The organism is Mesorhizobium sp. M0060, from assembly GCF_040323155.1.
Taxonomy (GTDB): Bacteria; Pseudomonadota; Alphaproteobacteria; order Rhizobiales; family Rhizobiaceae; genus Mesorhizobium.
Genome location: NZ_JAMYUP010000056.1, coordinates 1 through 20,280, shown reverse-complemented (window position 1 = coordinate 20,280; position 20,280 = coordinate 1). Strand labels below are relative to the sequence as shown.

The window sequence follows — 20,280 nt, the reverse complement described above, 5'->3', positions numbered from 1 at the left end:
TTTGGCTCTCCAAGGCCGTCCGGCCATGCCTATGCGCCCGGGCGCAACGCTTGGAGCAGCGGCTTGAGCTTGTGCTTGCGCCGGTGTTTTTCGATAAGCTTGTCGATCCTTTCGATCCAGTCGTCGAACCGGCCCGCCGCATCATAGGCGAGCACCGCCTTTTCCAGCCACTGCGCCGCCAGTTCGTAGAATCCGGCCTGGCCCGAATCCATGACGTTGACGGCCATGCGCTCGCAGACATCGATGACCCAGTCGGGATGGCTGGCGTGCGCCGCCTCGGCGAGGCGCATAAGAACCGTATTGGACGGATTGCGCAAAACGTTCTCGACGTCGACGGACCGCACCGCCTCGTCGATCCTGCCTTCGTTCAGGAAAATCTCGGTCCGGTCGTGAGCGTGTTTCGCCGCCGCCAGCTTCGCGAGAAGGCGGGCGCGCATCGCCGTCCATTCCGGTCCGGCCAGGGTCTCGGCCGCCCGAAAATCATCGAGCGACAGACTGTGCTCGAAAGCGGCGCCCGCCGCCGTCAATGCGGGTTCTCTCCTGGCCAGCGCGGCGGCGCAATCGCGCAGCCAGCGCGCGAGACCGACAATCCCATAGGAGCGGTCCTCTTCCGCCTTCAGCGTCAGACCCCATTCGGCCAGTTCCAGCGCCTCGTCGATCTGTCCCGCCTCCTTCAAGACCTGTGAGAGCCGCAGAACCTCTTCGGCGGAGCGAAACTGTTTCCGGGCATAAGCGGCAGCTTCCGCGACACGTGCCAGCCGCACGAGCATCGCGGCATGATCGCCATGCCGTCCCGCCGCTCTGGCGAGGTTGAGAAATTCCTCCGCCCGCCCGCCGATATCGAGCACCCGCAGCCGGGCTTCCGTCAGCCGCTCCATGATCCAGTCGCCCTGGCCCGAGAGCGGCCAGGTTCGTCCCCGGCCGGCCATCACGTCCGCAAGACCGATCTCATCCCAGCCCTGTTCGAGCGCATCGATCGCGACCTGCAGATGGTCGTCGAGGCCGTAGCCGTCGAGTTCGCCCTGCCAGACATCGAGCCGCGCCATCAGGTCGTCGCGTTCGCCAGGTGCGAGATCGCTCATCAGGACCGCCTCGGCGATCAGTTGGCCGAGCACGGGAAAAAACTCGTGCAGCGTTTCGTCCCAGTCGGCCTGTTCGAGCCATGCGGGCACCAGGGCCTCGGTGACCGGCTCCAAAATGGCGAGGGCGTTGCGACCGTCACCCGCCTCGAGGAAAGGCCTCGCCTTGTCGATCAGCGCCGCGACGCCGTCCTCGTCGATCGCGGGGACATCGTCGCTCCAGCCGCGTCTTCGGGAATTGCGCCCCGACAGCAGCGCCTCAGCCTGCCGTCTGATCGGTTTCGGATCGACGGCGGTGCGGCGCGCACCCGCCAAAAATCCGTCCGGCGCGCCGACGGCCAGTTCCGCCTCGAGCCAGAGCACCAAGCCCGGATCCTCCTCGGCCCGGCTGATTAGCAGCGCCGCCAGCGCCGCCCGATCGAGGTCCCGGAGCATGTCCGCGAGCGGAAGCCTTTCCACGACCTCGCCCGGCTTGGCAACAGACTTCAGGAGCACGGCGACGACATGCTTGCAGGCGCCGCCCCAGTCGTAGGGGCAGGAGCAGCGTGTCTCGGTCACGCCGCGCGTGTCGGCGACGCCGCCATTGCGGAGCCTGACCGACACGACGTAAGGCGCGAATTCGCTGCCTTCGACCTGCGCGGTCAGGACATCGCCGCGGCGCACGAGTTCGGAAACAGCCCCGCTGCGAAAGTAGCTTTTGCCGCGCGCGAAGGATTCCTCGGTGGCGAGGGCACGGATCGTGTCTTCCCCGAATGGCGGTGGCGTCATGGCAGCCCCTGCTCCTCCGCCTCTGCGTCTTCGCTGACAATGCCGAGCGCGCCGGACAAGTCGGCGAGCAGTTTTGCCTTGTCGAGCAGGCCGGCGTCCTCGAGCTTCTCCATGTCGGGGAGATCGCGCAGCGTCTCGAAGCTGAAGTGGGACAGGAAGGTCTTCGTCGTCACATAGGTGTAGGGCGCCCCCGGCTGCGGCGCGCGCGGTCCGGAAGCAATGAAGCCGGCGCCGCGCAGATTGCCAATGAGGTCGCGGCTGATCTCGCGGCCGAAAAAACCGGACAGCTCGGCGCGGGTGATCGGCTGGAAATACGCCACCGTCATCAGCACCAGCGCTTCCGATTGCGACAGGTCGACGGTCTGTTCGCTGACGCCCGAAGCGGCGCGGATAGCGTCTGAAAAAGCCGGCCGGGTGCGGTGCTGCCAGCCGTCGGCGACCGCCACCAGATCGTAGGGCCGGCCGCGCAGTTCGGCGCGGATGTCGTCGATCAGAAGATCGAGATTGCAGTCGCGGCCCACCATCCGCGCAAGAACCTCCCGCGACACCGGCTGGTGGGAAGCGAAAATGACGGCCTCGACCCGCCCCATCCATTCACGCCACCGAACCTCCGGCGGCAGGTGGTCGAGATCCCGGTCAAGCAACAGTCGTTGCCCATCCCCATTTCCTCGGCGAGCCTTCGTCGGACGCGCCGCCATCATCACAGCCCGTAGATGCGAAAGGTGGCGCGGCCGGACAGTTCGCGCACCGCGCCGAGACCGGTCAGCCGCTCGAACAGGCGCCGCGCGCCCCATCGCGACAGATGGGGCGTCTGCAGCGAGCCGGGCACGGCGTCCTCGTCGAGAAGCAACCTGATCGCCTCCCCCGCCCCTTTCGCCCTGAGCTTGGGCGCCGCCGCGGCAAGCCGGGCGGCGTTCCGGGCGATGTCGGCGGCCAGCCGGCAGGCCTCCACCGAGGCTTGCGCGACCGCGAGGCAGACCGCCCGCTCGAACTTTTGCTCCCCCGGCCGTATTTTTGCGCCTCGTGCGCCCTCGGTGCGAAAGGCTGACGAATGCACCTGCGCCATCAGGAGCGGCACCGGCCGCGGCCAGCGCAATCTTTGCGCCAGCGCCAGGTCGGCGAGCCACCAGCCCAAAAACGCCGCCTCCGGCCGCGCGGCGTGGACGTGCCCGGCGATGGCGGCGGCCATGAACGGCGCCGGCGGCGCGGACCGCAGCAGATCGTCCATGCGTTCGGGGATGGTCGCCAGCGCGCCATCCCAGCGGACCCCGAGCAAGTCGCAGATTCCGCGCAGGCCGTCGGCGTCGACCGCCGGCGAGCGTGAGGCCAGTCGTTTCCATGCCGCAAAAATGGCGCCGGAGGGGCCGGGATCGTCGCCTGGGCTGCGCAGATGCCAGGCGTCGCGCAGCGCCGCCTCGTCCTCGGCGTGGCCGGCGAGGCGCACGGCGGCCGCGGCGCATTTCAACGCCTGGCGCTGGCGCCAGGCGCCGGCCCAGGGCGGTGCCGCGCGCACCAGAGTGTCGAGCGCATGCAACGCCGCGCCGGCCATGAACGCCGCCTCCGCATCGCTTGTCACCGACCCGCGCTGGGTCGCCCAGCCGGGCACGGTGGGCGGCTCGCAGGTCGATGCAATCGGCGACATGGCGGGACGAATCATGGCGTGGACGATAACGCCATCGTGCGCTTTTCGCTAGCGATCCGGTGCAAAGCGCACAGCCTGTCGCAACGCTTTTATGTCCGATAAGCTTGCCTTATCGGACGTATGGCGGTAGCCTGCCAAATCATGGAAAATCCCCCGGCCAATGCCACCGAAAACGATCTCTCGGACGCCGACGATCTTGACGGCGATCTGCCCGACATCGTCGATCTGGTCATGGAAATGGGCTCATCGCCGGCGCGGCTGGAAGCCCTCGTCGAGACCGCGACGGCCTACGCAAAGGCCGCCAGTTCCGAGAACACGCGGGACGCCTACGCCAAGGATTGGCGGCATTTCACCTCCTGGTGTCGCCGGGAAGGATTCGATCCGCTACCGCCCTCCAGCCAGGTCATCGGTCTCTACATCGGTGCCTGCGCTGCCGGCGATCCGAAACGCGGCCTGCCATCGCTCTCCGTCGCGACGATCGAGCGCCGCCTATCCGGTCTCGCCTGGAACTTCACCCAGCGTGGCCAGCCGATGGATCGAGCGGATCGCCACATCGCCACCGTACTCGCCGGCATTCGCCGCCAGCACGCAAAGCCGCCGCGGCAGAAGGAAGCCGTGCTTGGCGACGACATCAAGGCGATGGTCAACACGCTTGGCCATGATCTGCGGGGCTTGCGCGACCGGGCGATCCTGTTGCTCGGCTTTGCCGGCGGCCTTCGGCGCTCCGAAATCGTCGGTCTGGACGTCGTGCGCGACGACCGCAGTGACGGCGCCGGCTGGATCGAGATTTTTGACGGCAAAGGCGTGCTGGTCACCCTGCGCGGCAAGACGGGATGGCGCGAGGTCGAGGTCGGTTTAGGAGCATCCGACCAGACCTGCCCGGCCGCCGCGCTCGAGAGCTGGATCCGCTTCGGTCGCATCGCGCGGGGTCCGCTCTTCCGGCGCATCTTCAAGGACAACAAGACCGTCGACACCGAGCGGCTTTCCGACAAGCATGTCGCGCGCCTGGTCAAGCAGACCACCCTTGCCGCCGGCGTCCGTTCCGATCTTCCGGAAGGCGAACGCGAGTTGCTGTTCTCGGGCCATTCCCTTCGTGCCGGCCTAGCGTCATCGGCCGACATCGAGGAGCGATATGTGCAAAAGCATCTCGGCCACGCCTCGGCCGAGATGACACGCAAATATCAACGGAGGCGAGACAGATTCCGCACCAACCTGACCAAGGCGTCGGGCCTCTGAGAAAGCCCCTCCCCTCCCCCGTTTCAGGCCGCCATGTAGAGATCCCGGAGAGCAGGATTTTCAGCTTAGCGTTTCAATTGAAATCGGGAAGTAAAACCGACATCTTCGGCGCGAGCGAGCGGCCCGATCAGGCTGTTCAGGGGTAAGTTGGCGAAAACGTAAGCCATTGATTCCGTTGTAGCCGATTTGCGAAACGGAAGCTATATTGCCATTCACTTCCGTCACAGGCGATAATCCTGCGCACAAAGATCGGTATCGATGATGACCGCTTATCGATAGCGATGGCTTGGGCGGCCAAGAGGCGCTAGATTCGGCGCAAAGCACGGCTGCAACGGCCGCAGAAACCCGCCCGAAAGGTCCCCTCGATGCCAGAAACGCCCCCTGCCCGCGCCGGCGGCCGCCAAAGCACCGAACTCGTCGCGCGACGGGCCGAAGCCCTCGACGCGCTCGATTCCGTGCTGCCGTTCGACCGTCGCGATTTTCTGGCCGATCTCCTGACCGATGACGACGTCGCAACGCTGCGCCACCTGGCCAGGGAAGGCATTGGCGCAAATTCTCTGCGGGCGCTGGCCTCCGACCTCGGCTATCTCGAGGCGTGGTCGCTGGCGGCCACCGGACAGCCGCTGCCCTGGCCGGCGCCCGAAGCGCTGCTGATCAAATTCGTCGCGCACCACCTGTGGGATTTTGCGAAACGCGAAACGGATCCGGCGCACGGCATGCCGACCGACGTCGCGGCGACGCTGAAATCGCAAGGGCTTTTGCGCAGCGACGGACCGCACGCGCCCGCCACCGTGCGCCGGCGGCTGTCGAGCTGGTCGACGCTGACCAAATGGCGCGGTTTGCGCGGAAATTTTTCAGCCCCGGGCTTGCAGAGCGCCATAAAACTGGCGGTGCGGCCGCAAGAGCAAGAAAGCCGTGACCGCCGACATTTTGACCGCCCTGCTCAGCACCTGCGCCGGGGACCGTCTCGTCGACGTGCGCGACCGCGCCCTTCTCATCACCGCCTTCGCGTCCGGCGGCCGCCGCCGTAGCGAAATTGCTTCGCTCAGGTTCGAGCAGATCGTCGAAGAAGAGCCGGTGCCGGCCGATCCCAAGGCTCCGGATTCTTCGAACAAGCTCCCGTGCCTGTCGATCCGGCTCGGCCGGACAAAGACGACACAGGCCGACAGCGACGCCTCCGTGCTGCTCGTCGGCCGGCCTGTTCTGGCCCTGAAAGGCTGGCTCGAACGCGCCGAGATCACCGAAGGCGCCGTCTTCCGCGGCATCGACCGTTGGGGCAATCTCGAAAAACGCGCCCTGACGCCACAAGCCGTCAATCTGATCCTGAAGCGCCGCGTCGCCGAGGCCGGGCTCGATCCGCAAGCCTTCTCCGCCCACGGCCTGCGCTCCGGCTATCTCACCGAAACCGCACGCCGCGGCATTCCGCTGCCCGAAGCCATGCAGCAGTCGCAGCATCGCTCGGTGCAACAGGCGTCCAACTACTACAACGATGCCGAACGCACGCTCGGCCGGGCGGCACGGATAATCGTCTGAATACCCCTTGCCTCGTCGGCCGAGGTCGACGAGCGCTATGTGCAAAAGCAGCTCGGCCACGCCGCGGCCGAGATGACGCGGAAATATCAGCGCCGACGTGACCGGCTGCGCGTCATTCCCACCAAGGCCTCAAGGTTGTAGCCGACAGAAAGCCTACGCGCCAAACAGCCGCCGGTCCCAATAGACGGGCTGGTGGAGGCTGGTCTGGATCCTTGAAAACTCCGGATGCGCCGGATTGATCAGCACATTGCAATCGAGACGCGCCACGACACTCGGTACCAGCAGGATGGCGCTGCGCCGTTCTAAACACCAGGTTTCGCCAAATCCCTTGCTCACCGTCGCTGGCATCGTGTCCCAGCCGGGCAGTGACGGCTGGGAAAAGACCTCGTAGCTCAGCCCGCGCGGGATTGTGATTTCGAGGTAGTGCTGGTTGGGCGGCAGTCGGCCGCTGCCATGCACCAGCTTTTCCAACAAGGCCGTCGAATAGTGCTCGCTGGTGTAGATGATAGGACTTCCGGGCGTGTTCCATCGCCCTGGCGCGATTGTCGAGCCGGTCGCGTCGAAGATCGGGTAGGTGCCGGCCGGATTGCCGATGCGAAAGGACGATAGCGTGCGATCGAGAGTCTGCGCCGTCACGCAGCACTGCCGTACTTCAGACCTCCGAGGATATCGACCACCATTTCGGCGCCAAACTCGCTCAGGATAACGACGTCGATCGGTCGCTTGTCCTCAATCATCGGGTGCGGCCGAAACAAGAAATCGCGCGCTTCCTCTTCGTTCTGCCAGACATCGACAGCAAGTCCCCAGACGCGCGCCACGCGGGCCAATCGTGTGCCCTCGTCCGACGAGAGACGATGTACCGTCTTGCGCCGCTCATAGGTCGCCTTGGGGATCAGCCGGTATTTGAACTGAGCATCGCCAGGCGCCAGAAGATGCGCAACGCGCTCGAGCGCCCCGACGGGAAGTCCATCCTCGATCCGGGAGATCAGCCCGAAAGGCGACCGTGACGCCACCTCCTTAACGGGCAGCCCCAACACGTCGGCGACATTTCCAAACGCTAGCATTTCACTCTCCATTCCATGTGAGGCCAAATATAGCCTCACATGGTGTGCCATGCAAGCCCCGCATCAGCGCGAGCCGATCCGTCAATGGTTTACCCTGTCATCCTTGCTGTCATACCGTTCGCCTTCAACGCCGCCATCAGCATAGGCCCAACCGAAAACTGCCCCGCCCTCGCCTTTTCGGTCAAAACCCGCAGATAACCGCCGGCCGAGTTGATGTGCTGGGCCCGTTGCAAGATGCAGGCAATCACGATTGCGGCGGTCTCCTGGCCCATCACATGGCAAGCCTCCTCGTATGCTGAGGGTGAAATACCAAGGTAGCCTCGTACCTGGGCCGCGGTGATCATCAAATCGCGCCAGTTTCCGATCCCGCGCACGGCATAGTCTGAAATTTCGGGGCAGGCTTTCAGCACAAGCCCTATCGGATAGCTTTTGGGTTTCTCGTCGGCTGCCGGTCTTGGCTCGACCGTCGCCCTGCTTTTCTCTAAAGCCGGTTCAAATACAAAAATGGAGTCTGTGTTTGAATCAGATTGCTGCCGCTCATTTTGGGACTCATTGGCGCTAGGATTCATGGAATTCATGAAGTTTTCCAGCATCATGTCCACTTCGTCATGAAGTCTGGTCAGCTCGGCAACGATTGCCTCCAGTTCGGACAGCCCTGCCCGCCGCGGGATTGCATCTACAATGGCCCTGAACCGTCTCCAGATGGCTCCCCAGGCGCCAGGAACGCCCTCCTCGATCGCAACCTCGACAAGCTTGTGGATGTCGCGACGATGGAGCGTAATCCGCTCCCTCATTAACCGGAGCGCCTGGCTGTCGGCGCGCACCTGTTCGGCAGCATGCTGAAACTCAGCGGCCCGCGTCAGCAGCGGCGCCAGTGAGAATCCGAACGCCTCCTCAATAGCGCCACCCTTCCCTTTCCGGGCGAACCTTTTGCCGTTTGGACTGTCCCGGCGGATGATCAGGCCGCAACTCACCAGCTCGGCCAGATGTCGCCGCAATGTGGAACTGGGCATGCCGTGTGTGCGCAGTGACAACTGTGCGTTCGAGGGAAAGACCATCAGGCCGTTTTCCTCGCTGATCTGGTCGTCCGGATAGAAGGACAAGAGCCCGCTCAGCACGGCCAGAGCGCGATCTCCCACACCTACGACAGCCTTGCCTTCGCACAACCAACGATAGACCTGCCACTTCTCGACAAGAGCTCCATCAGGAATCTCTCGTGATGCCGCGTTCGCTTGCACCAGCGCAAGCGTCATCGGCCGCCGCCCAAAGGGCGTCGTTCCATACCCACTCTCCATTTCCCTCGCCTTTCAATCAGGCAAAAGAAATCAACTCGCCGAAACGACGCCACGACTCTTGACAGTGATTCGGGGAAATGCGATTCTCAGCTTGCTACAGACTTGAGAAGGGCTTCCGCGACGGTGACGTTCGGGGGCCTTTTTCTTTTGCGGTCTTAGTCTCCTGTTTTCTTCGCCATTTCCGACGCCCGAAAAGCCTCGAAAAGCTCATCGAGTTTGCCGGCAATGAATGCGCCGAAGGGCGACGCTTCCTTGGACTTCAAGGCAAGCGTAAACACTTTTCCCGTGTCGGTGATCTTGGCTCGAACCGATTTGTCCTGGGGTACCCAGGCCCGCTCCTGGGGCTTCGATGGCGCCCGCGGGCGCTTCACCGGGGCGCTCACAAAGTCGAACAGACGGGCAAAACGGGCCTCACTGCCTGGCTGCGCGAAATCGGCGATTGCCACGCACTCCGTTGCCCTCGCCGCGGCACCAGGATGCTCCATGAGCTTGGCAAGCTGCCACCAGCGGTCTCGGCCAATGCCTTTGGCCGCGCCCACCGCAAAAATGACCTGCTCTGGAATGTTGCTGATCACAGAACGCATCTTCGAGAAGGTCGTATCGTCGAGCGCAAGAGCTGATTTCACTGTGTCAGGCGAATGGCCTCGCTTGAGAATGCGGTCTGCAAAAAGCGTCCGCTCGATGAAGGACAAATCGGCTCTGGCGGCGTTCTCCTGGCCTTGGGCTATGACATGGTCCCTATCGTCCATCTTCTTGACGACAGCGCGTACAGGCCTTTCCAACTGCCGGGCGACCCTGACGCGCCTATGGCCAAAGACCGTTTGAAAGCGTCCCGAAGTCTCAGGGTGAGGTCGGACCAGGATCGGAGAATCCTGCCCTCGTTCACGAATTGCCGTCAGCAACTCCTGAAAGGCATCATCATCATCGTCCATACGGTCCGAGACGAATGACGTGTCGACCAAAGCCGGATCGAGATCGACGACTGAACTCTTCGAGAGCTCCTCGAACGACTGTATGATCGACCGTGATGCGCCACGAACGGCGTAGCTCGAGACGTCCTGGCCATCGGCAATTGCCGTTGTGGGGCCCATGACACTGCCGAAAATGTCCTTGCGTGCCATTCAATCGCTCCGATTCGCGGTTAATCGACTGATTTCACGATCAAAATTTCCGCTTTTTACTGCCGTAAACCGCGCTGTCATGACCGCCCCCAAGCGCGATGGACAAGAGCCGTGATCTCCGAGTTCACCGCGTCCAGCGATTCAAGCGCCCGGTCATAGGTAGAGCGGGTAAAGGACGACTTCTCCACCTCATAGAGGGTCTGTTTCGTCAGGCCCGCATCCGAAATCGCCGTCGACTTGAGCATGGGATTATCGAGGATCTGGCCGGCAAGCATCGACTGCATGAAGCCGACCATCTGCGCTTGCGGAATGTCTGTCGGTTCGTATCGCGTGATCAGGTAGCGAAACCAATCGAGCTCGATCGCCGCGCCGGCGGCTTTGATGGTCTTCAAAATTCCGCCGAGCATCAACAGGAACTGGCTCATCGACATCAGGTCGAGCATTTGAGGATGAACGGTGATGAGAACGGACGTCGCCGCCGACATGGCCGTCAGAGTCAGATAGCCGAGTTGCGGAGGACAATCGACAACCACCACGTCATAGCGGTCGTCCACCTCGGACAAGGCCTTTGCAATCCTGACGAAGAATTGCCGGCCAGCACTGGACGATTTATCCTGCATGGCGAGCGGCGTATCGTACTCGTACTCTTGCAACTCGAGATTGGCCGGAATGATATCGAGCCCAGGAAAATTCGTCGGCACGATCACATCGGAGATCGGCCGGCGCTCGTCATCGTAACGGATCGCCTCATAAAGCGAGAGGTTGTGATCGAGTTCGGGTTGGAACCCATGCAGCGCGGACAGCGAGGCTTGCGGGTCGAGATCGATTGCAAGGACACGGTGGCCGGTCAGAGCCAAGTGCTGGGCGAGGTGGGCGGCAGTCGTTGTCTTGCCGCTACCGCCCTTGAAGTTGACGACAGCAACGACCTGGAGCTTGTCGCCAGGCTTGCGATGCGGAACATACTTCTTGACCTCGGTCCTGCCATGCTGGTCCAGGAAATGGCGAAGTTCGAGCATCTGTGCGGCCGTGTAGGAGCGTCGGCCGGAAGGGACTTGGTCAGGCAAAGGTCCCTTGCCTTCGAGGTGAAGCCGCTTCAGATTGTTTTGCGATACACCAAGATAGTGGGCGACTTCTGCCATCGAAAATGGACGCAGCGTCTTCGTCGCATTGGGTGGAAATTTCTCCATGCGAAGCTGATTGAGGCGTCGCGATATCTCAGCACCCTGCTCGAGAATCTTATCGTCGAACTCGAAGCGTGGTAGCCGCATGGCGATATTCATTCTCGTCGAAACCTGAATTGGCGCTTTTTGCGATGAAACTATTCAACAAGCGCCATTAAGCTCCGATTCGGAAAGCCCCGCAAGAAGTTTTAGGTTAACAGAAGGTTAACGGCACCTGCCGGCCTCTTACTGGCGAATACTAATATCGTCGCAATAGCGGCTGCTCGTCCTTCGAAGCAAGAACTCTCCCCACTCAGCTGGCTAAATGCATGTTTTCTCTGCCACAAAGAGCATTATTTACGGCAGTAAAATCGCGTTCGTCAGCGGGCAAAAAGGTTGCAACTGCGAACGGGCGCAGGGAAGGCCTTTCCAGCCCGCCGACGGCAGTCAGGCTCCTTTTGAACTGGTCATTGGTGATGATATTAGAGCGCGGGTTTTAAAGCGATGGCCGACCAGCACGATCGCGACGAGGCGCGAAAGTCCTTTGGCTCCGATCGGGCGCAACTCGTCTATGGGAAGCGACTCGACGGAACATTCGCTCACATAGGGGAAGTCCAGCGTGGCCTCGCTTGCAGGTGCGTTTGCCCCGCGTGTGAGAGTCAACTCGTAGCCCGATTGAAAGCAGATCGCCAAGTACCCCATTTCGCGCACCATGGTGGTGAGGTGTGCGGAGGAGGGCCCGAGACCGTCCTTCATTTGCTGGCCAAGGAAGCGTTTCGCAGCGATCCGAAGCTGCTTCTACCTGAGCGGCTTGGGCTTCATAACAAACACGTGGTGACGAAGCCCAGCCTGGAGGTCGATACCGAGTTCCTTCGGCTTGAGTACAACGATCCCAAGACCATCATTCCCGACCTCTATGTTCGGGCTCACGGCTATGACCTGTTCGTCGAGGTCGCCGTCACCCATTTCGCGGACGACGCCAAGATACGGCGCCTCAGGGAACACAAGATTCCCGCCGTCGAGATCGATCTGTCCAAGCTTCCGCGCGACTCGCTAAGGGTGGCCATCGTCGAAGCGGTGCTGAAAACCGCGCGGCGGCCTTTTTCATCCCGGCATCGACACTGCGCGCGCGCAGCAGGATGCCGACGAGATCGCATGGCAAGAGGAACGCGACAGGGTTCATGCCGCCACCGCGGATGGAGCGCGCCAAGCCAGGCGCGGCGCGCTTTGATCATGGTGGCCGTAGCGCGGATCTGCGCGAATGAGAACAGCATCATCCAATGGACGTGCTATTACGCATGCCGAGCCGGCTGGTAGGGTCGAGGCCACCACGGATCGCCCTCCTGCAATGATAAAGTGAACGAGCGCTGGCCGCACTCCGCAGAAAGAGGGACGATCTGATCCACTGCACGGCCTCTTCAACGGCCTCGATGAGCCGATTAAGGCGAATGATCTCCCGCCGGGTCGACAGCCGGCCCAAAGGTTGGCCTCGGCCTCATTGCGTCGGCTTCTCGGCATTCTCAAGCGCCCACAGTGCTTGCTATCCTGTTGCCGAATTCGAGTATGGGGCCAGCCACCCGTACGTTCGCAACTTTTGGGGGTCACGGAATTATCTCGCATCTCAGATGCGCGATAATCCTTGACATCGTTTGCGTCTTGGCCGAATTATCACGCATCTGAGATGCGAGATAATTTCCTTGCTTCATCTAGTTGGAGAGACAATAGACGCCAAGCGCGCCCATCTGCGTGCGCAAGTAGGCGAATTGGTTCAACTCGTCCGCGGTATCTATGTCGATGCTGCGGATGACATCGAGGCCACGATCTTGGACCACGCGGTTCGGATCGCACGCTACCTCTATCCAACGGCCTACCTGTCATCGGCAAGTGCGATTCTGCTCGGACCTACGCCGGACGGGCGGCTGTTTATCAGCGGGCGACGCAACCAGCGCACCCGCCTGCGAACACTGGAGATTATTCAAAATGAGGCGCCGGCGCACCCTTCGACGGTGCGCGTCGTGGTCGGAGATAACATGGGGGAGCTGCGCACCGATGCTTCGTCTCCACGACAGCGCTTTCTGGAAGCCTTCCGGCTGCGTAGCGAGCACGCGAGTGCGATAGCCGGGCCGATGCGAGCACAAATGGCTGCGCGTATCATCGAGGAGTTTGGATCGCCGCAAGCCGCCGCGGACGCGGTTTGGGCGCTCGCTCGCGAGAACAGCTGGTATCGGGAAGGGGAGGGGGCAGAACGCTATCTGCTGGCGCGAGCCGACGCCGACAAAATCGCCGGCAACAAGGCGGCATTGGAGTTTCTCGTTGCCTGGCACGGAATCCCGCTCGGACAACTGACCCACGACGGCTTCGAATGGCGATGGAACCCTGCTGGCCGAACAGGCAGCCCCCCGCTCATTCGCGAGACGATGCCAGGCAAACTGCCGCCATTCATCGAGTCGCTCTTGCCGGAGGGGTGGCTCGCTCAGGTTCTGCATCAGCGCGATGAGCGCGACGTGCTCAAATCGGGCAAGCGCTATATGTCGAACATCGCCATCGTCAAGACCCGTGCGGAGCTTGCCAAGCTTCCCGCCGACATTTTGCAGGGCCAGCTCGTGGCCTTCTCGGAGACCGGCCGCTTCACCGGTCGCTACGCGGGGCCGGCGAGGGGCGAGATCGAGGAAACGTTCGAGCAGAACCTCGCAAGGCTGTTTACCAACGCGGAGACGCCGCGCTTGTCGGGGGTCCAGATCAAAGCTCCTATGTGTTTGACGCTGGAAGGTCTGCTGCTGCCGGCGGTGGAGCAGCCGTTCACTCATATTCTAAAACCTGCCGGCACGGCTGGCTTCGAGACACTACCCATCGTCGAGTGGCTTTGCCTTGAGCTCGGCAGGGTCGCTGGCTTCGAGGTACCTGCTGCCGCGCTGATCGACATGCCCGATGGCATGCCGCCGGCGCTTGTGGTCGAGCGCTTCGACATCCGACGCAGCCTGGACGATAACAGGATGCTGGCGATGGAGGACTTTTGCTCGATCCTGGACCTTCCGGCCTCCGCCAAATATGACGGTACGATCGAGCGCATGGGACGGGGGCTTCGGCCGCTCTCGACGGACCCGTTAGTTGACCTCGAAATCCTGTTTCGACGTGCCTTGTTCGCCTGGTTCATCGCCGACGGCGACATGCATCTGAAGAACCTTGCTCTGCTCAAAATAGCCAGTCCCGGGTCGCGTCAGTTTGAGACGGTACGATTTGCACCGCTCTATGATGCCGTCACAACCCGGGTGTTTCCTGGCCTCGCTGGCGATCGCATGGCGCTAAAGCTCAATGGCAAGGATGATCGTCTGACACGTCACGACTTTCTCGCACTTGCTCGAACCATCGATCTGCCTGTCACCAGAGCCGAGGCGCTGCTGGCGGAGATGGCCGTGCGCCTCCGTGAGGCAGCATCGGGCGTGGTGTTGCCCGAACAACTGCGGGGGAGGCCGGCAGAGACGGCCGAGGCCGCCCTACGTGGCATCATTGCAGGGCGTGTCGAGCCATTCCTATGAATTCTGGAACAGTGGAAGCCGATGGACCTCATCGAGGATCACCAACTCGCCCTCATGCTCGGCAAGGTAGAGTTCCGGCTCCGCAAGCTTGGCTTTGTCCGCATCGGATTCGAGATCGAGATAGATCGACGGCCGTGTCTCGGCTATTTCGAGCGCAAGCGTAGTCTTGCCGACTTGGCGCGGCCCAATCAGTGCCACCGCAGGGAGAGCTCTATCAGTCCGGCGAGTTGCGTTTCGATGCGGCGATCATCCTCGCAATTATGGAGTACCATTCCTGATTTGCAAGGACGGACTGAAATTGGTCAGCATTGAGCCTATTGGCACGCAACGCCCGAATTTGGGAGAGGTATGCCAGATTGGCAGGGGAGGGGACTTCGTCCTCTATAATCCCGACGCCTTGGTGAGGTTGATTCGAAACCGGTCGCGCCGCCGCTGATATCTGCGGGTCATCTCAGCGCTTGTGTGGCCGAGTTGCTTCTGCACATAGCGCTCGTCGACCTCGGCCGACGAGGCGAGGCCAGCGCGCAGCGAATGGCCGGAAAACTTTTGGCCGCGCTCGCCTTCCGACAAGCCGCCGCGCACGCCGGCGGCCAACGCCGCGCGCTTGACCAGCCGCGCCACCTCCTGATCGTTGAGCCGCTCGGCGCCCACAGCTTTGCCCTGCCCCGTGACGCGGCGGAAGAGGGGGCCATGCGCGATGCGGGCCAGCTTCAGCCAGGTCTGCAGGGCGACGACCGGGCAGGTGGCATCGGACGAGCCGCGGCCAATCTCGACCTCGCGCCAGCCGGTCTTGCCTCGCAGCGTAACCAGCACGCCCTTGTCCGGGAAAAATTCAATCCAGCCGCAGCCGTCCTCGGTTTGATCGCGCGCAACATCGAGGCCCACGATTTCGGAGCGGCGCAAGCCGCCGGCGAAGCCCAAAAGCAACATGGCGCGGCCGCGCAGACCGCGCAGCGTGCCACGATCGAGCGTTTCCAGCATGGCGACAAGATCGTCGCGCAGGATGGCTTCCTTTTGACGGGGAGGGGAGGCGTGTTTATTGCGGATACCGGCGAGCACGGTGGCGATATGCCCGTCCTTCCGGTCGAGCGGTTGACCGCGTTGCGTATAATTCCAGGTCAGCGACGACAGGCGGCGCTCAATGGTCGACACAGACTTTTTGTCCCGTTCCGATCCTGAGGCCTGGGCCGTGATGTAGAGGCCGACGACTTGTGGATCTGACGGCAGCGGATCAAACGCCTGGCGCCGGCACCAGGCGCAAAAATGCTTCCAGTCGGCGGCATAGGCGCGACGGGTGTTTGCCGAACTCGCCGCCTCGACGTAATCGCGCGCGCGGTCGGCCAGCTTTTCGACTGCGCAGGCAGTGATGCTTGTCGCGAGTCGAGGACCTGCGTGGGAGGGGAGGGAGCCTCATCCGGGTGACCCATTTCCATGACGACGTCGACAATGTCAGGCAGGTCGCTGGTGTCGACCGCGTCGATGGGCGTCATGAAATTACGGGGACTGCCCATCGAAACTCTCGATCATTCGAATGTCACAGTGGTGCGATTCTGAGAGCCCCAACGTGCGACCAAAGCGCCCAATTGTCCACCGCGAGGTGCTTGCCCAATAGCTCCCGAGATTTGCGCCGGTCGCGTACGACGACACGCTGGGTCGTGCTATAGCATGACCGGGCGACGGACCATGTCCGATCCAGTGTTGACCCTCCTAGGGCCCTCTTTCTCAGTGCCGATCCTTGCCTTCATGTTCAACATCCCTTATGTTTCGTTCAACAGGAGAATCCAGGATGAGCGTACGTGGCGCAACGGCAGCCGAAAGCGAGGAGCGGATCGCCCACACCCGGAACCGTCTGGTGCTTGAGCAGGCGAGGGCGGTCGGCCTTCTCGGCGCGGCCAAGAACACACGCCTTTCCGGCAGGGTGCCGTCGGAATTGATCGAGGCGGCAAAGAAGCGCGCTCATGTGACCTCCGACACTGAGCTGCTTGAGCTCGCCTTGTCGCGGCTAGCCCTCGAGGACGATTTTGGCGCCCGGCTCGTCCGCCGCAAGGGCAGCATCTCCGCGGACGTTGATCTTGGCGTTTGATCTCGGGAGCGCACTGCGTTCCCTCAAACCACAGCGGCGTGCCGGCGGGCTGGAACGGCGGCCGGATTCCGCTCTGTCCTGGGCAGCGGACCAGCCGCCTGTCGGCGGTGCATTGCTTCTCGACACGAGCGTCTATCTGAATGTCCTGCAGGGGCGCACGCCCAAAGTGGTCGATGACCTTCTGACCTATCGGCTCTGTCAGCACTCGGCCGTCTGCCTTGCCGAGCTCAGCCACCTGTTCGGCCGGCTCGACCCAGCGCACCCCACGACGAAGTCGGTCCTGAAAGTGGTTGCAGGCACGATTGAAGACATTCCAGTGCACCGGCTGCATGCACCCGACGCCACCGCCTGGGGACGCGCCGGCATGCTTGCCGGCCTGCTGTTCCGGCTGAGCCGTCTGCCGAAAGGGGAGGGGCATGAACGCCGCTTCCTCAACGATGCGCTGATCTTTCACCAGGCCGGTCTGCTGGGCGCGACGGTCCTGACCGGCAATGTTCGGGATTTCGATTACCTCAACCAGCTTGTTCCGTCGGTGCGGGTGATCTTCTACCGGCCGGTGACAGACTTGCGCCCGCAGGGTTGAAAGCCTCTGTGGCAGATATGCCCGTGCACCGTGTTCGTCCAACCTCCTTCAATGACCAGCAGTCTTCAAAAAGGTCGCTGACACTCTCCTGCGACCGTTGAAACGCGGGCGACAACGGCCATTTCTAACGTAAGGACAACAACGACCGATAATGCAAGATTATCGTTCGTTTTATTACGCCGACAGGTTGTGCGTTTTGGCGCGAAAATTCTAGCGCAAAGCGCACCGGCGCTTTACCCTCGAAATCATGATTCGCCTCAATCCCGCGACCGCCGCCCCAGCCGCGCCCCCTGCCCTTCCGGCCTGGGCGCTCGCGCCCGGCCGTAACGCTTGCGACGCCGACGCCGCTTTCCAGGCCGGCGCCGCCTTGGCTTCGCTCGATAGCCTCGCCCGCGCGCAGCCTGCCTGGTCCGGCGCCTGGCGCCAGCGGCTGGCGCTGAAATGCGCCGCCGCCAGCATGCGGCTGGCCGGGCGCGCGGAGGACGAGGCCGCCCTGCGCGACGCGTGGCACCTGCGCCCGGCCGGAGCCGATCCTGGTCCTGCCGGCGCCATCTTCGGCGCTTGGCGGCAGCTCGCGCTCGTGCCGCCAGCCGCCGCTGTCGATCGCCTGGCACGGGTCACCGAGCAACTGGGTCTCCATCGAGACGTCGAGGCGCTGACCGCGCTTTGTGAACACATCGACGACCTGGCGCGCTCGGGGCGGCCGGCGCCGTTCGCCGCGGCAGCGATCGCCGCTCACGTCGTTGCCATGCGGCCCGATGCCGAGCTTTTTGCCTGGTGGCTCGCCGACCTAGTACTGGCGCAAAACCTGCGCTGGCCGCGCCCGCTGCCGCTGCTGCTGGCTCAGGCCTTTGGTCCGGCTTTTCGCGGCGAGGCCGGCGGCGGCAAACGGATCCGGCCCGGCGAAAAAGGGTTTGAGCGCGCGGTCTGCATTGCGCTGGTTCATGCTGCGACGGAGGCCTGCCGGTTGGCGACCGAGCTGTTGCGCCGCGCCGAAAAGCTGCTGGCGGCGGCACCAAAACTGCGCGCCAAAGGCGCCGGCGACGTGATCTTTCTGCTGCTCAGTGAAGACGCCGTCTCGGGCTCGCTGACGACGAAAAACCTGTCGCGGTTTGCGGCGCGCCGCCTGTTCGAGCGGCTGCAACAGCTCGACGCCGTGCGTGAGCTGTCCGGCCGCCCCACCTTCCGCCTGTTTGGACTTTAGCGATGAGCGAAGCGTCCGCCCGCCGCAAGGCAAACGATCAGCCGGCGTTGCTCGACACCGAGCTGGAACATCTGCCGGCGGAATTGCGCTGGCGCGAGTGGATGGGACGCGTCGAAGCGGTGATCTTTGCCGCAAATGAACCGGTGCAGCGAGAGGTGCTGGCGCGGGTTGTTGGGAGAAATTGCAATCTCGAGCTGATCATCGATGACATCCGCGCCGAACTCGCCGGCCGCCCCTATGAGCTGGTGTCAGTCGCTGGCGGCTGGCAGCACCGGACCAGAAAGGTTTTTGGCGATGCCATTCACGCAGCCTTCGGCACGGCCGCGGGGCAGGGGCCGAAAGAACTGTCGCAGTCGGAGGCGCTCGTGCTGATGTGCATTGCATACTTCCAGCCGATCACGCGTGGCGAGCTGTCTTCTTTCTTCGGCAAGGAGGTGTCGCGCGACCTGATCGGCGTGCTGCGCGCGCAGGATCTTATCGCTTCGGGTCCGCGCTCGCCGCAACCTGGCGCGCCCTATACTTATGTGACGACGAAAACTTTTCTCTCGCAGTTCGGGCTCGACACGCTGCGCCAGCTACCGGATTTCGAGGCGCTTGAGGACGCAGGGCTGCTGTCGAAGGAGAAGCTGCTGGCCGGCGATATTCCAGCCGGGCTGGCGAGCGGGGAGGGCGACGGCGAGGACGATGTCGTTGGGGACCAAGCGCCGTGACGGGGGACGTCGTCGCGTTGCGATCCCAGAGACGGTCGATAACTCAGCACCAGGACGACTGGTCGTGCGGCAACCGTTGATCGGGATCGTGAACCGCGACATGGTCGCTGTCGACAAGATTGGCCGGAAAGATCACCAGATTGGTGCCGCCGGCGTGACGCAGCGACGGAAACAGGATGCCGCGAAGTCCGGCGGTGATGACCAGATCCGCGAGCTTCCACGATGGCGGGATCTTCTTGTCGATGCGAGCGACCTGGCGCCAGGCACAATCCCACTCCTTCCACGGGCCGTCCCAGATGTCCGGGTCGAAACCCTGCGAAAGGTCGGCTACCTCGGCGAGCGTGATCTTGTAAGCGGCAAGGGTGGCGGGCGGGGTGATGCTGGCTCCCTGCTTGTATTCATCAAGCGCCGTCTGGGTCGCACGCGACAGATAAAGTGCTTCGATGCCTGGCCGGTTGAAACGACCGCCGTCCATCGCTGCGCCTGCACCGCTGGTGGGCAGGAAAGCCCATTTGGGAGTCAGATAGCGATGGAAGATTTCGTCTGGACCGATGCGGGTGATCCTCACCCGCGCGCACCATTCTCGAGATCCCGGATAAAGGCCAGAACCGCCTCGACCTGGCCGCCCGCGACGAGCTCGGCTGCGGTACGATGGCCATAGTCGGCGATCGGTTCATTGCGGTACCAAAAGATCGCCTTGTTGACGTCGCCGGTGAGTTCCGTCGCCGCCGAGATCACTTTCACCATCTCGCGCATCCGGCCCTGCAGGCGCTCCGATGAGGGATTGCGGAGCGTGTTGCGGTGGACACCGGTCAGTTGGGCCAAGTTGGCCACCTTCACGCCCAGCGCCTGCGACAGGCGCTTCGGCGAGATATAAGGCGTGCGCGGCTCCTGCAGGCTATCGACAAAGCCGGAAATCACCGTGGAATGTGCGAGCTGTGCGTGGGCCATGACAAATCTCCGACCTCTCATATGCACAATATATGCACATTCCGATGCATAGCAAGTGGACGGAGGCCCTACTCCTTCCACCAGACTACTTGCCCTTCTTCATTCCGTAGCGTTTGTTAGCTAGCGGCGGCAATGCGCCCAACCTCGGTCGTTTATTGCGGCCCTGCACGCCCCCTGAAAGCAGATGAGGTGGATGGCTCCCGCTCCCGGCATCTGAGTGCCACAGTGGGTTTGCTGTCAGGCAACCCGAGCAAAGGAGCCATCCGCCATGCAGATTACCACCGTGGGCCTTGATCTGGCCAAGCGCATTTTTCA

20 protein-coding genes and 3 pseudogenes are annotated in these 20,280 nt (G+C 62.8%); 9 read left to right on the top strand and 14 right to left on the bottom strand.

The features are described 5' to 3' along the window. Positions 1–29: 29 nt before the first annotated feature. The 3 genes from NKJ94_RS30465 to NKJ94_RS30455 are packed head-to-tail and all read right to left on the bottom strand — an operon-like array spanning position 30 to position 3,489. A complete protein-coding gene (locus NKJ94_RS30465) occupies positions 30–1,847 on the bottom strand; it encodes an SWIM zinc finger family protein (RefSeq protein WP_352530565.1) in 1,818 nt (605 codons plus the stop codon). Next, positions 1,844–2,545, bottom strand: a complete 702-nt coding sequence (gene scpB, locus NKJ94_RS30460; protein WP_051409785.1) for an SMC-Scp complex subunit ScpB — start codon at positions 2,543–2,545, stop codon at positions 1,844–1,846. The genes NKJ94_RS30465 and scpB (NKJ94_RS30460) overlap by 4 nt, the downstream gene beginning before the upstream one ends. A gap of 2 nt (positions 2,546–2,547) precedes the next feature. Next, positions 2,548–3,489, bottom strand: a complete 942-nt coding sequence (locus tag NKJ94_RS30455) for a DUF1403 family protein (protein ID WP_502904230.1) — start codon at positions 3,487–3,489, stop codon at positions 2,548–2,550. A gap of 141 nt (positions 3,490–3,630) precedes the next feature. On the opposite strand from NKJ94_RS30455, the gene NKJ94_RS30450 reads away from it, so the two are divergent. The 3 genes and pseudogenes from NKJ94_RS30450 to NKJ94_RS30440 form a co-directional block, all read left to right on the top strand. Further along, entirely contained in the window at positions 3,631–4,725 is a 1,095-nt protein-coding gene (locus NKJ94_RS30450; protein ID WP_352530561.1) for a tyrosine-type recombinase/integrase, read from the top strand. Positions 4,726–5,090: 365 nt separating this feature from the next. After that, positions 5,091–6,258: pseudogene (locus NKJ94_RS30445) on the top strand (site-specific integrase). A 6-nt stretch (positions 6,259–6,264) separates the two neighbouring features. Next, positions 6,265–6,399: pseudogene (locus NKJ94_RS30440) on the top strand (integrase); the annotation flags it as partial. A gap of 12 nt (positions 6,400–6,411) precedes the next feature. Here the strand turns inward: NKJ94_RS30440 and NKJ94_RS30435 are convergent. The 6 genes from NKJ94_RS30435 to NKJ94_RS30410 all read right to left on the bottom strand — a co-directional run bounded on the left by NKJ94_RS30435 (position 6,412) and on the right by NKJ94_RS30410 (position 11,654). Next, positions 6,412–6,894: an RES family NAD+ phosphorylase gene (locus NKJ94_RS30435; RefSeq protein WP_352530559.1), complete on the bottom strand. Its 483-nt coding sequence runs from the start codon at positions 6,892–6,894 to the stop codon at positions 6,412–6,414. After that, positions 6,891–7,322: an antitoxin Xre-like helix-turn-helix domain-containing protein gene (locus NKJ94_RS30430; RefSeq protein WP_352530557.1), complete on the bottom strand. Its 432-nt coding sequence runs from the start codon at positions 7,320–7,322 to the stop codon at positions 6,891–6,893. The genes NKJ94_RS30435 and NKJ94_RS30430 overlap by 4 nt, the downstream gene beginning before the upstream one ends. A gap of 89 nt (positions 7,323–7,411) precedes the next feature. Further along, positions 7,412–8,617 (bottom strand): plasmid replication protein RepC, encoded by a 1,206-nt coding sequence (gene repC / locus NKJ94_RS30425; RefSeq protein ID WP_352530555.1) that lies wholly within the window; start codon positions 8,615–8,617, stop codon positions 7,412–7,414. A gap of 155 nt (positions 8,618–8,772) precedes the next feature. Continuing rightward, positions 8,773–9,738 carry a plasmid partitioning protein RepB gene (repB, locus tag NKJ94_RS30420; protein ID WP_352530553.1) on the bottom strand — a complete coding sequence of 322 codons (966 nt, stop codon included), beginning with the start codon at positions 9,736–9,738 and terminating at the stop codon, positions 8,773–8,775. A gap of 77 nt (positions 9,739–9,815) precedes the next feature. Then, the gene (repA, locus tag NKJ94_RS30415; RefSeq protein WP_352530551.1) at positions 9,816–11,018 is read right to left on the bottom strand and encodes a plasmid partitioning protein RepA; all 1,203 of its coding nucleotides are present in this window, start codon (positions 11,016–11,018) and stop codon (positions 9,816–9,818) included. 327 nt (positions 11,019–11,345) lie between these two features. Beyond that, entirely contained in the window at positions 11,346–11,654 is a 309-nt protein-coding gene (locus tag NKJ94_RS30410; protein ID WP_352530597.1) for a hypothetical protein, read from the bottom strand. Here NKJ94_RS30410 and NKJ94_RS30405 point away from each other — a divergent pair, their 5' ends adjacent. Then, positions 11,655–12,215, top strand: coding sequence for a hypothetical protein (locus NKJ94_RS30405; protein ID WP_502896169.1), 561 nt, complete (start codon positions 11,655–11,657; stop codon positions 12,213–12,215). Positions 12,216–12,661: 446 nt separating this feature from the next. Beyond that, the gene (locus NKJ94_RS30400) at positions 12,662–14,434 is read left to right on the top strand and encodes a type II toxin-antitoxin system HipA family toxin (protein WP_502896170.1); all 1,773 of its coding nucleotides are present in this window, start codon (positions 12,662–12,664) and stop codon (positions 14,432–14,434) included. Here NKJ94_RS30400 and NKJ94_RS30395 read toward each other — a convergent pair. After that, complete coding sequence (locus tag NKJ94_RS30395; protein ID WP_352530547.1) at positions 14,429–14,632, bottom strand: AAA family ATPase; 204 nt, start codon at positions 14,630–14,632, stop codon at positions 14,429–14,431. The genes NKJ94_RS30400 and NKJ94_RS30395 overlap by 6 nt on opposite strands. A 183-nt stretch (positions 14,633–14,815) precedes the next feature. Beyond that, a pseudogene (locus NKJ94_RS30390) lies at positions 14,816–15,945 on the bottom strand (site-specific integrase). 275 nt (positions 15,946–16,220) lie between these two features. Between NKJ94_RS30390 and NKJ94_RS30385 the strand changes: the two are divergent. From NKJ94_RS30385 to scpB (NKJ94_RS30370), 4 genes are all read left to right on the top strand, one after another. Then, positions 16,221–16,517, top strand: coding sequence for a hypothetical protein (locus NKJ94_RS30385; RefSeq protein WP_352530545.1), 297 nt, complete (start codon positions 16,221–16,223; stop codon positions 16,515–16,517). Then, positions 16,507–17,100: a type II toxin-antitoxin system VapC family toxin gene (locus tag NKJ94_RS30380; protein WP_352530543.1), complete on the top strand. Its 594-nt coding sequence runs from the start codon at positions 16,507–16,509 to the stop codon at positions 17,098–17,100. The genes NKJ94_RS30385 and NKJ94_RS30380 overlap by 11 nt, the downstream gene beginning before the upstream one ends. A 247-nt stretch (positions 17,101–17,347) precedes the next feature. After that, positions 17,348–18,304 carry a DUF1403 family protein gene (locus NKJ94_RS30375; protein ID WP_352530541.1) on the top strand — a complete coding sequence of 319 codons (957 nt, stop codon included), beginning with the start codon at positions 17,348–17,350 and terminating at the stop codon, positions 18,302–18,304. A gap of 2 nt (positions 18,305–18,306) precedes the next feature. Next, positions 18,307–19,014 carry an SMC-Scp complex subunit ScpB gene (scpB, locus tag NKJ94_RS30370; RefSeq protein ID WP_352530539.1) on the top strand — a complete coding sequence of 236 codons (708 nt, stop codon included), beginning with the start codon at positions 18,307–18,309 and terminating at the stop codon, positions 19,012–19,014. Between the two features lie 43 nt (positions 19,015–19,057). Here the strand turns inward: scpB (NKJ94_RS30370) and NKJ94_RS30365 are convergent, their stop codons facing one another. The 3 genes from NKJ94_RS30365 to NKJ94_RS30355 all read right to left on the bottom strand — a co-directional run. Further along, positions 19,058–19,582, bottom strand: a complete 525-nt coding sequence (locus tag NKJ94_RS30365) for an RES family NAD+ phosphorylase (RefSeq protein WP_023723120.1) — start codon at positions 19,580–19,582, stop codon at positions 19,058–19,060. Beyond that, positions 19,579–19,965: a hypothetical protein gene (locus tag NKJ94_RS30360; protein WP_023680933.1), complete on the bottom strand. Its 387-nt coding sequence runs from the start codon at positions 19,963–19,965 to the stop codon at positions 19,579–19,581. The genes NKJ94_RS30365 and NKJ94_RS30360 overlap by 4 nt, the downstream gene beginning before the upstream one ends. Positions 19,966–20,050: 85 nt before the next feature. Beyond that, on the bottom strand, positions 20,051–20,280 hold a 230-nt coding region (locus tag NKJ94_RS30355), incomplete at its 5' end, for a hypothetical protein (protein ID WP_352530537.1).

Excerpts from the sequence above, each read along its gene's own strand:
- NKJ94_RS30465 (WP_352530565.1), bottom strand. The coding sequence starts at position 1,847 with ATGACGCCACCGCCATTCGGGGAAGACACGATCCGTGCCCTCGCCACC.
- scpB (WP_051409785.1), bottom strand. The coding sequence starts at position 2,545 with ATGGCGGCGCGTCCGACGAAGGCTCGCCGAGGAAATGGGGATGGGCAA.
- NKJ94_RS30455 (WP_502904230.1), bottom strand. The coding sequence starts at position 3,489 with ATGTCGCCGATTGCATCGACCTGCGAGCCGCCCACCGTGCCCGGCTGG.
- NKJ94_RS30450 (WP_352530561.1), top strand. The coding sequence starts at position 3,631 with ATGGAAAATCCCCCGGCCAATGCCACCGAAAACGATCTCTCGGACGCC.
- NKJ94_RS30430 (WP_352530557.1), bottom strand. The coding sequence starts at position 7,322 with ATGCTAGCGTTTGGAAATGTCGCCGACGTGTTGGGGCTGCCCGTTAAG.
- repC (WP_352530555.1), bottom strand. The coding sequence starts at position 8,617 with ATGGAGAGTGGGTATGGAACGACGCCCTTTGGGCGGCGGCCGATGACG.
- repB (WP_352530553.1), bottom strand. The coding sequence starts at position 9,738 with ATGGCACGCAAGGACATTTTCGGCAGTGTCATGGGCCCCACAACGGCA.
- repA (WP_352530551.1), bottom strand. The coding sequence starts at position 11,018 with ATGAATATCGCCATGCGGCTACCACGCTTCGAGTTCGACGATAAGATT.
- NKJ94_RS30410 (WP_352530597.1), bottom strand. The coding sequence starts at position 11,654 with ATGAAGGACGGTCTCGGGCCCTCCTCCGCACACCTCACCACCATGGTG.
- NKJ94_RS30385 (WP_352530545.1), top strand. The coding sequence starts at position 16,221 with ATGAGCGTACGTGGCGCAACGGCAGCCGAAAGCGAGGAGCGGATCGCC.
- NKJ94_RS30375 (WP_352530541.1), top strand. The coding sequence starts at position 17,348 with ATGATTCGCCTCAATCCCGCGACCGCCGCCCCAGCCGCGCCCCCTGCC.
- scpB (WP_352530539.1), top strand. The coding sequence starts at position 18,307 with ATGAGCGAAGCGTCCGCCCGCCGCAAGGCAAACGATCAGCCGGCGTTG.
- NKJ94_RS30360 (WP_023680933.1), bottom strand. The coding sequence starts at position 19,965 with ATGGCCCACGCACAGCTCGCACATTCCACGGTGATTTCCGGCTTTGTC.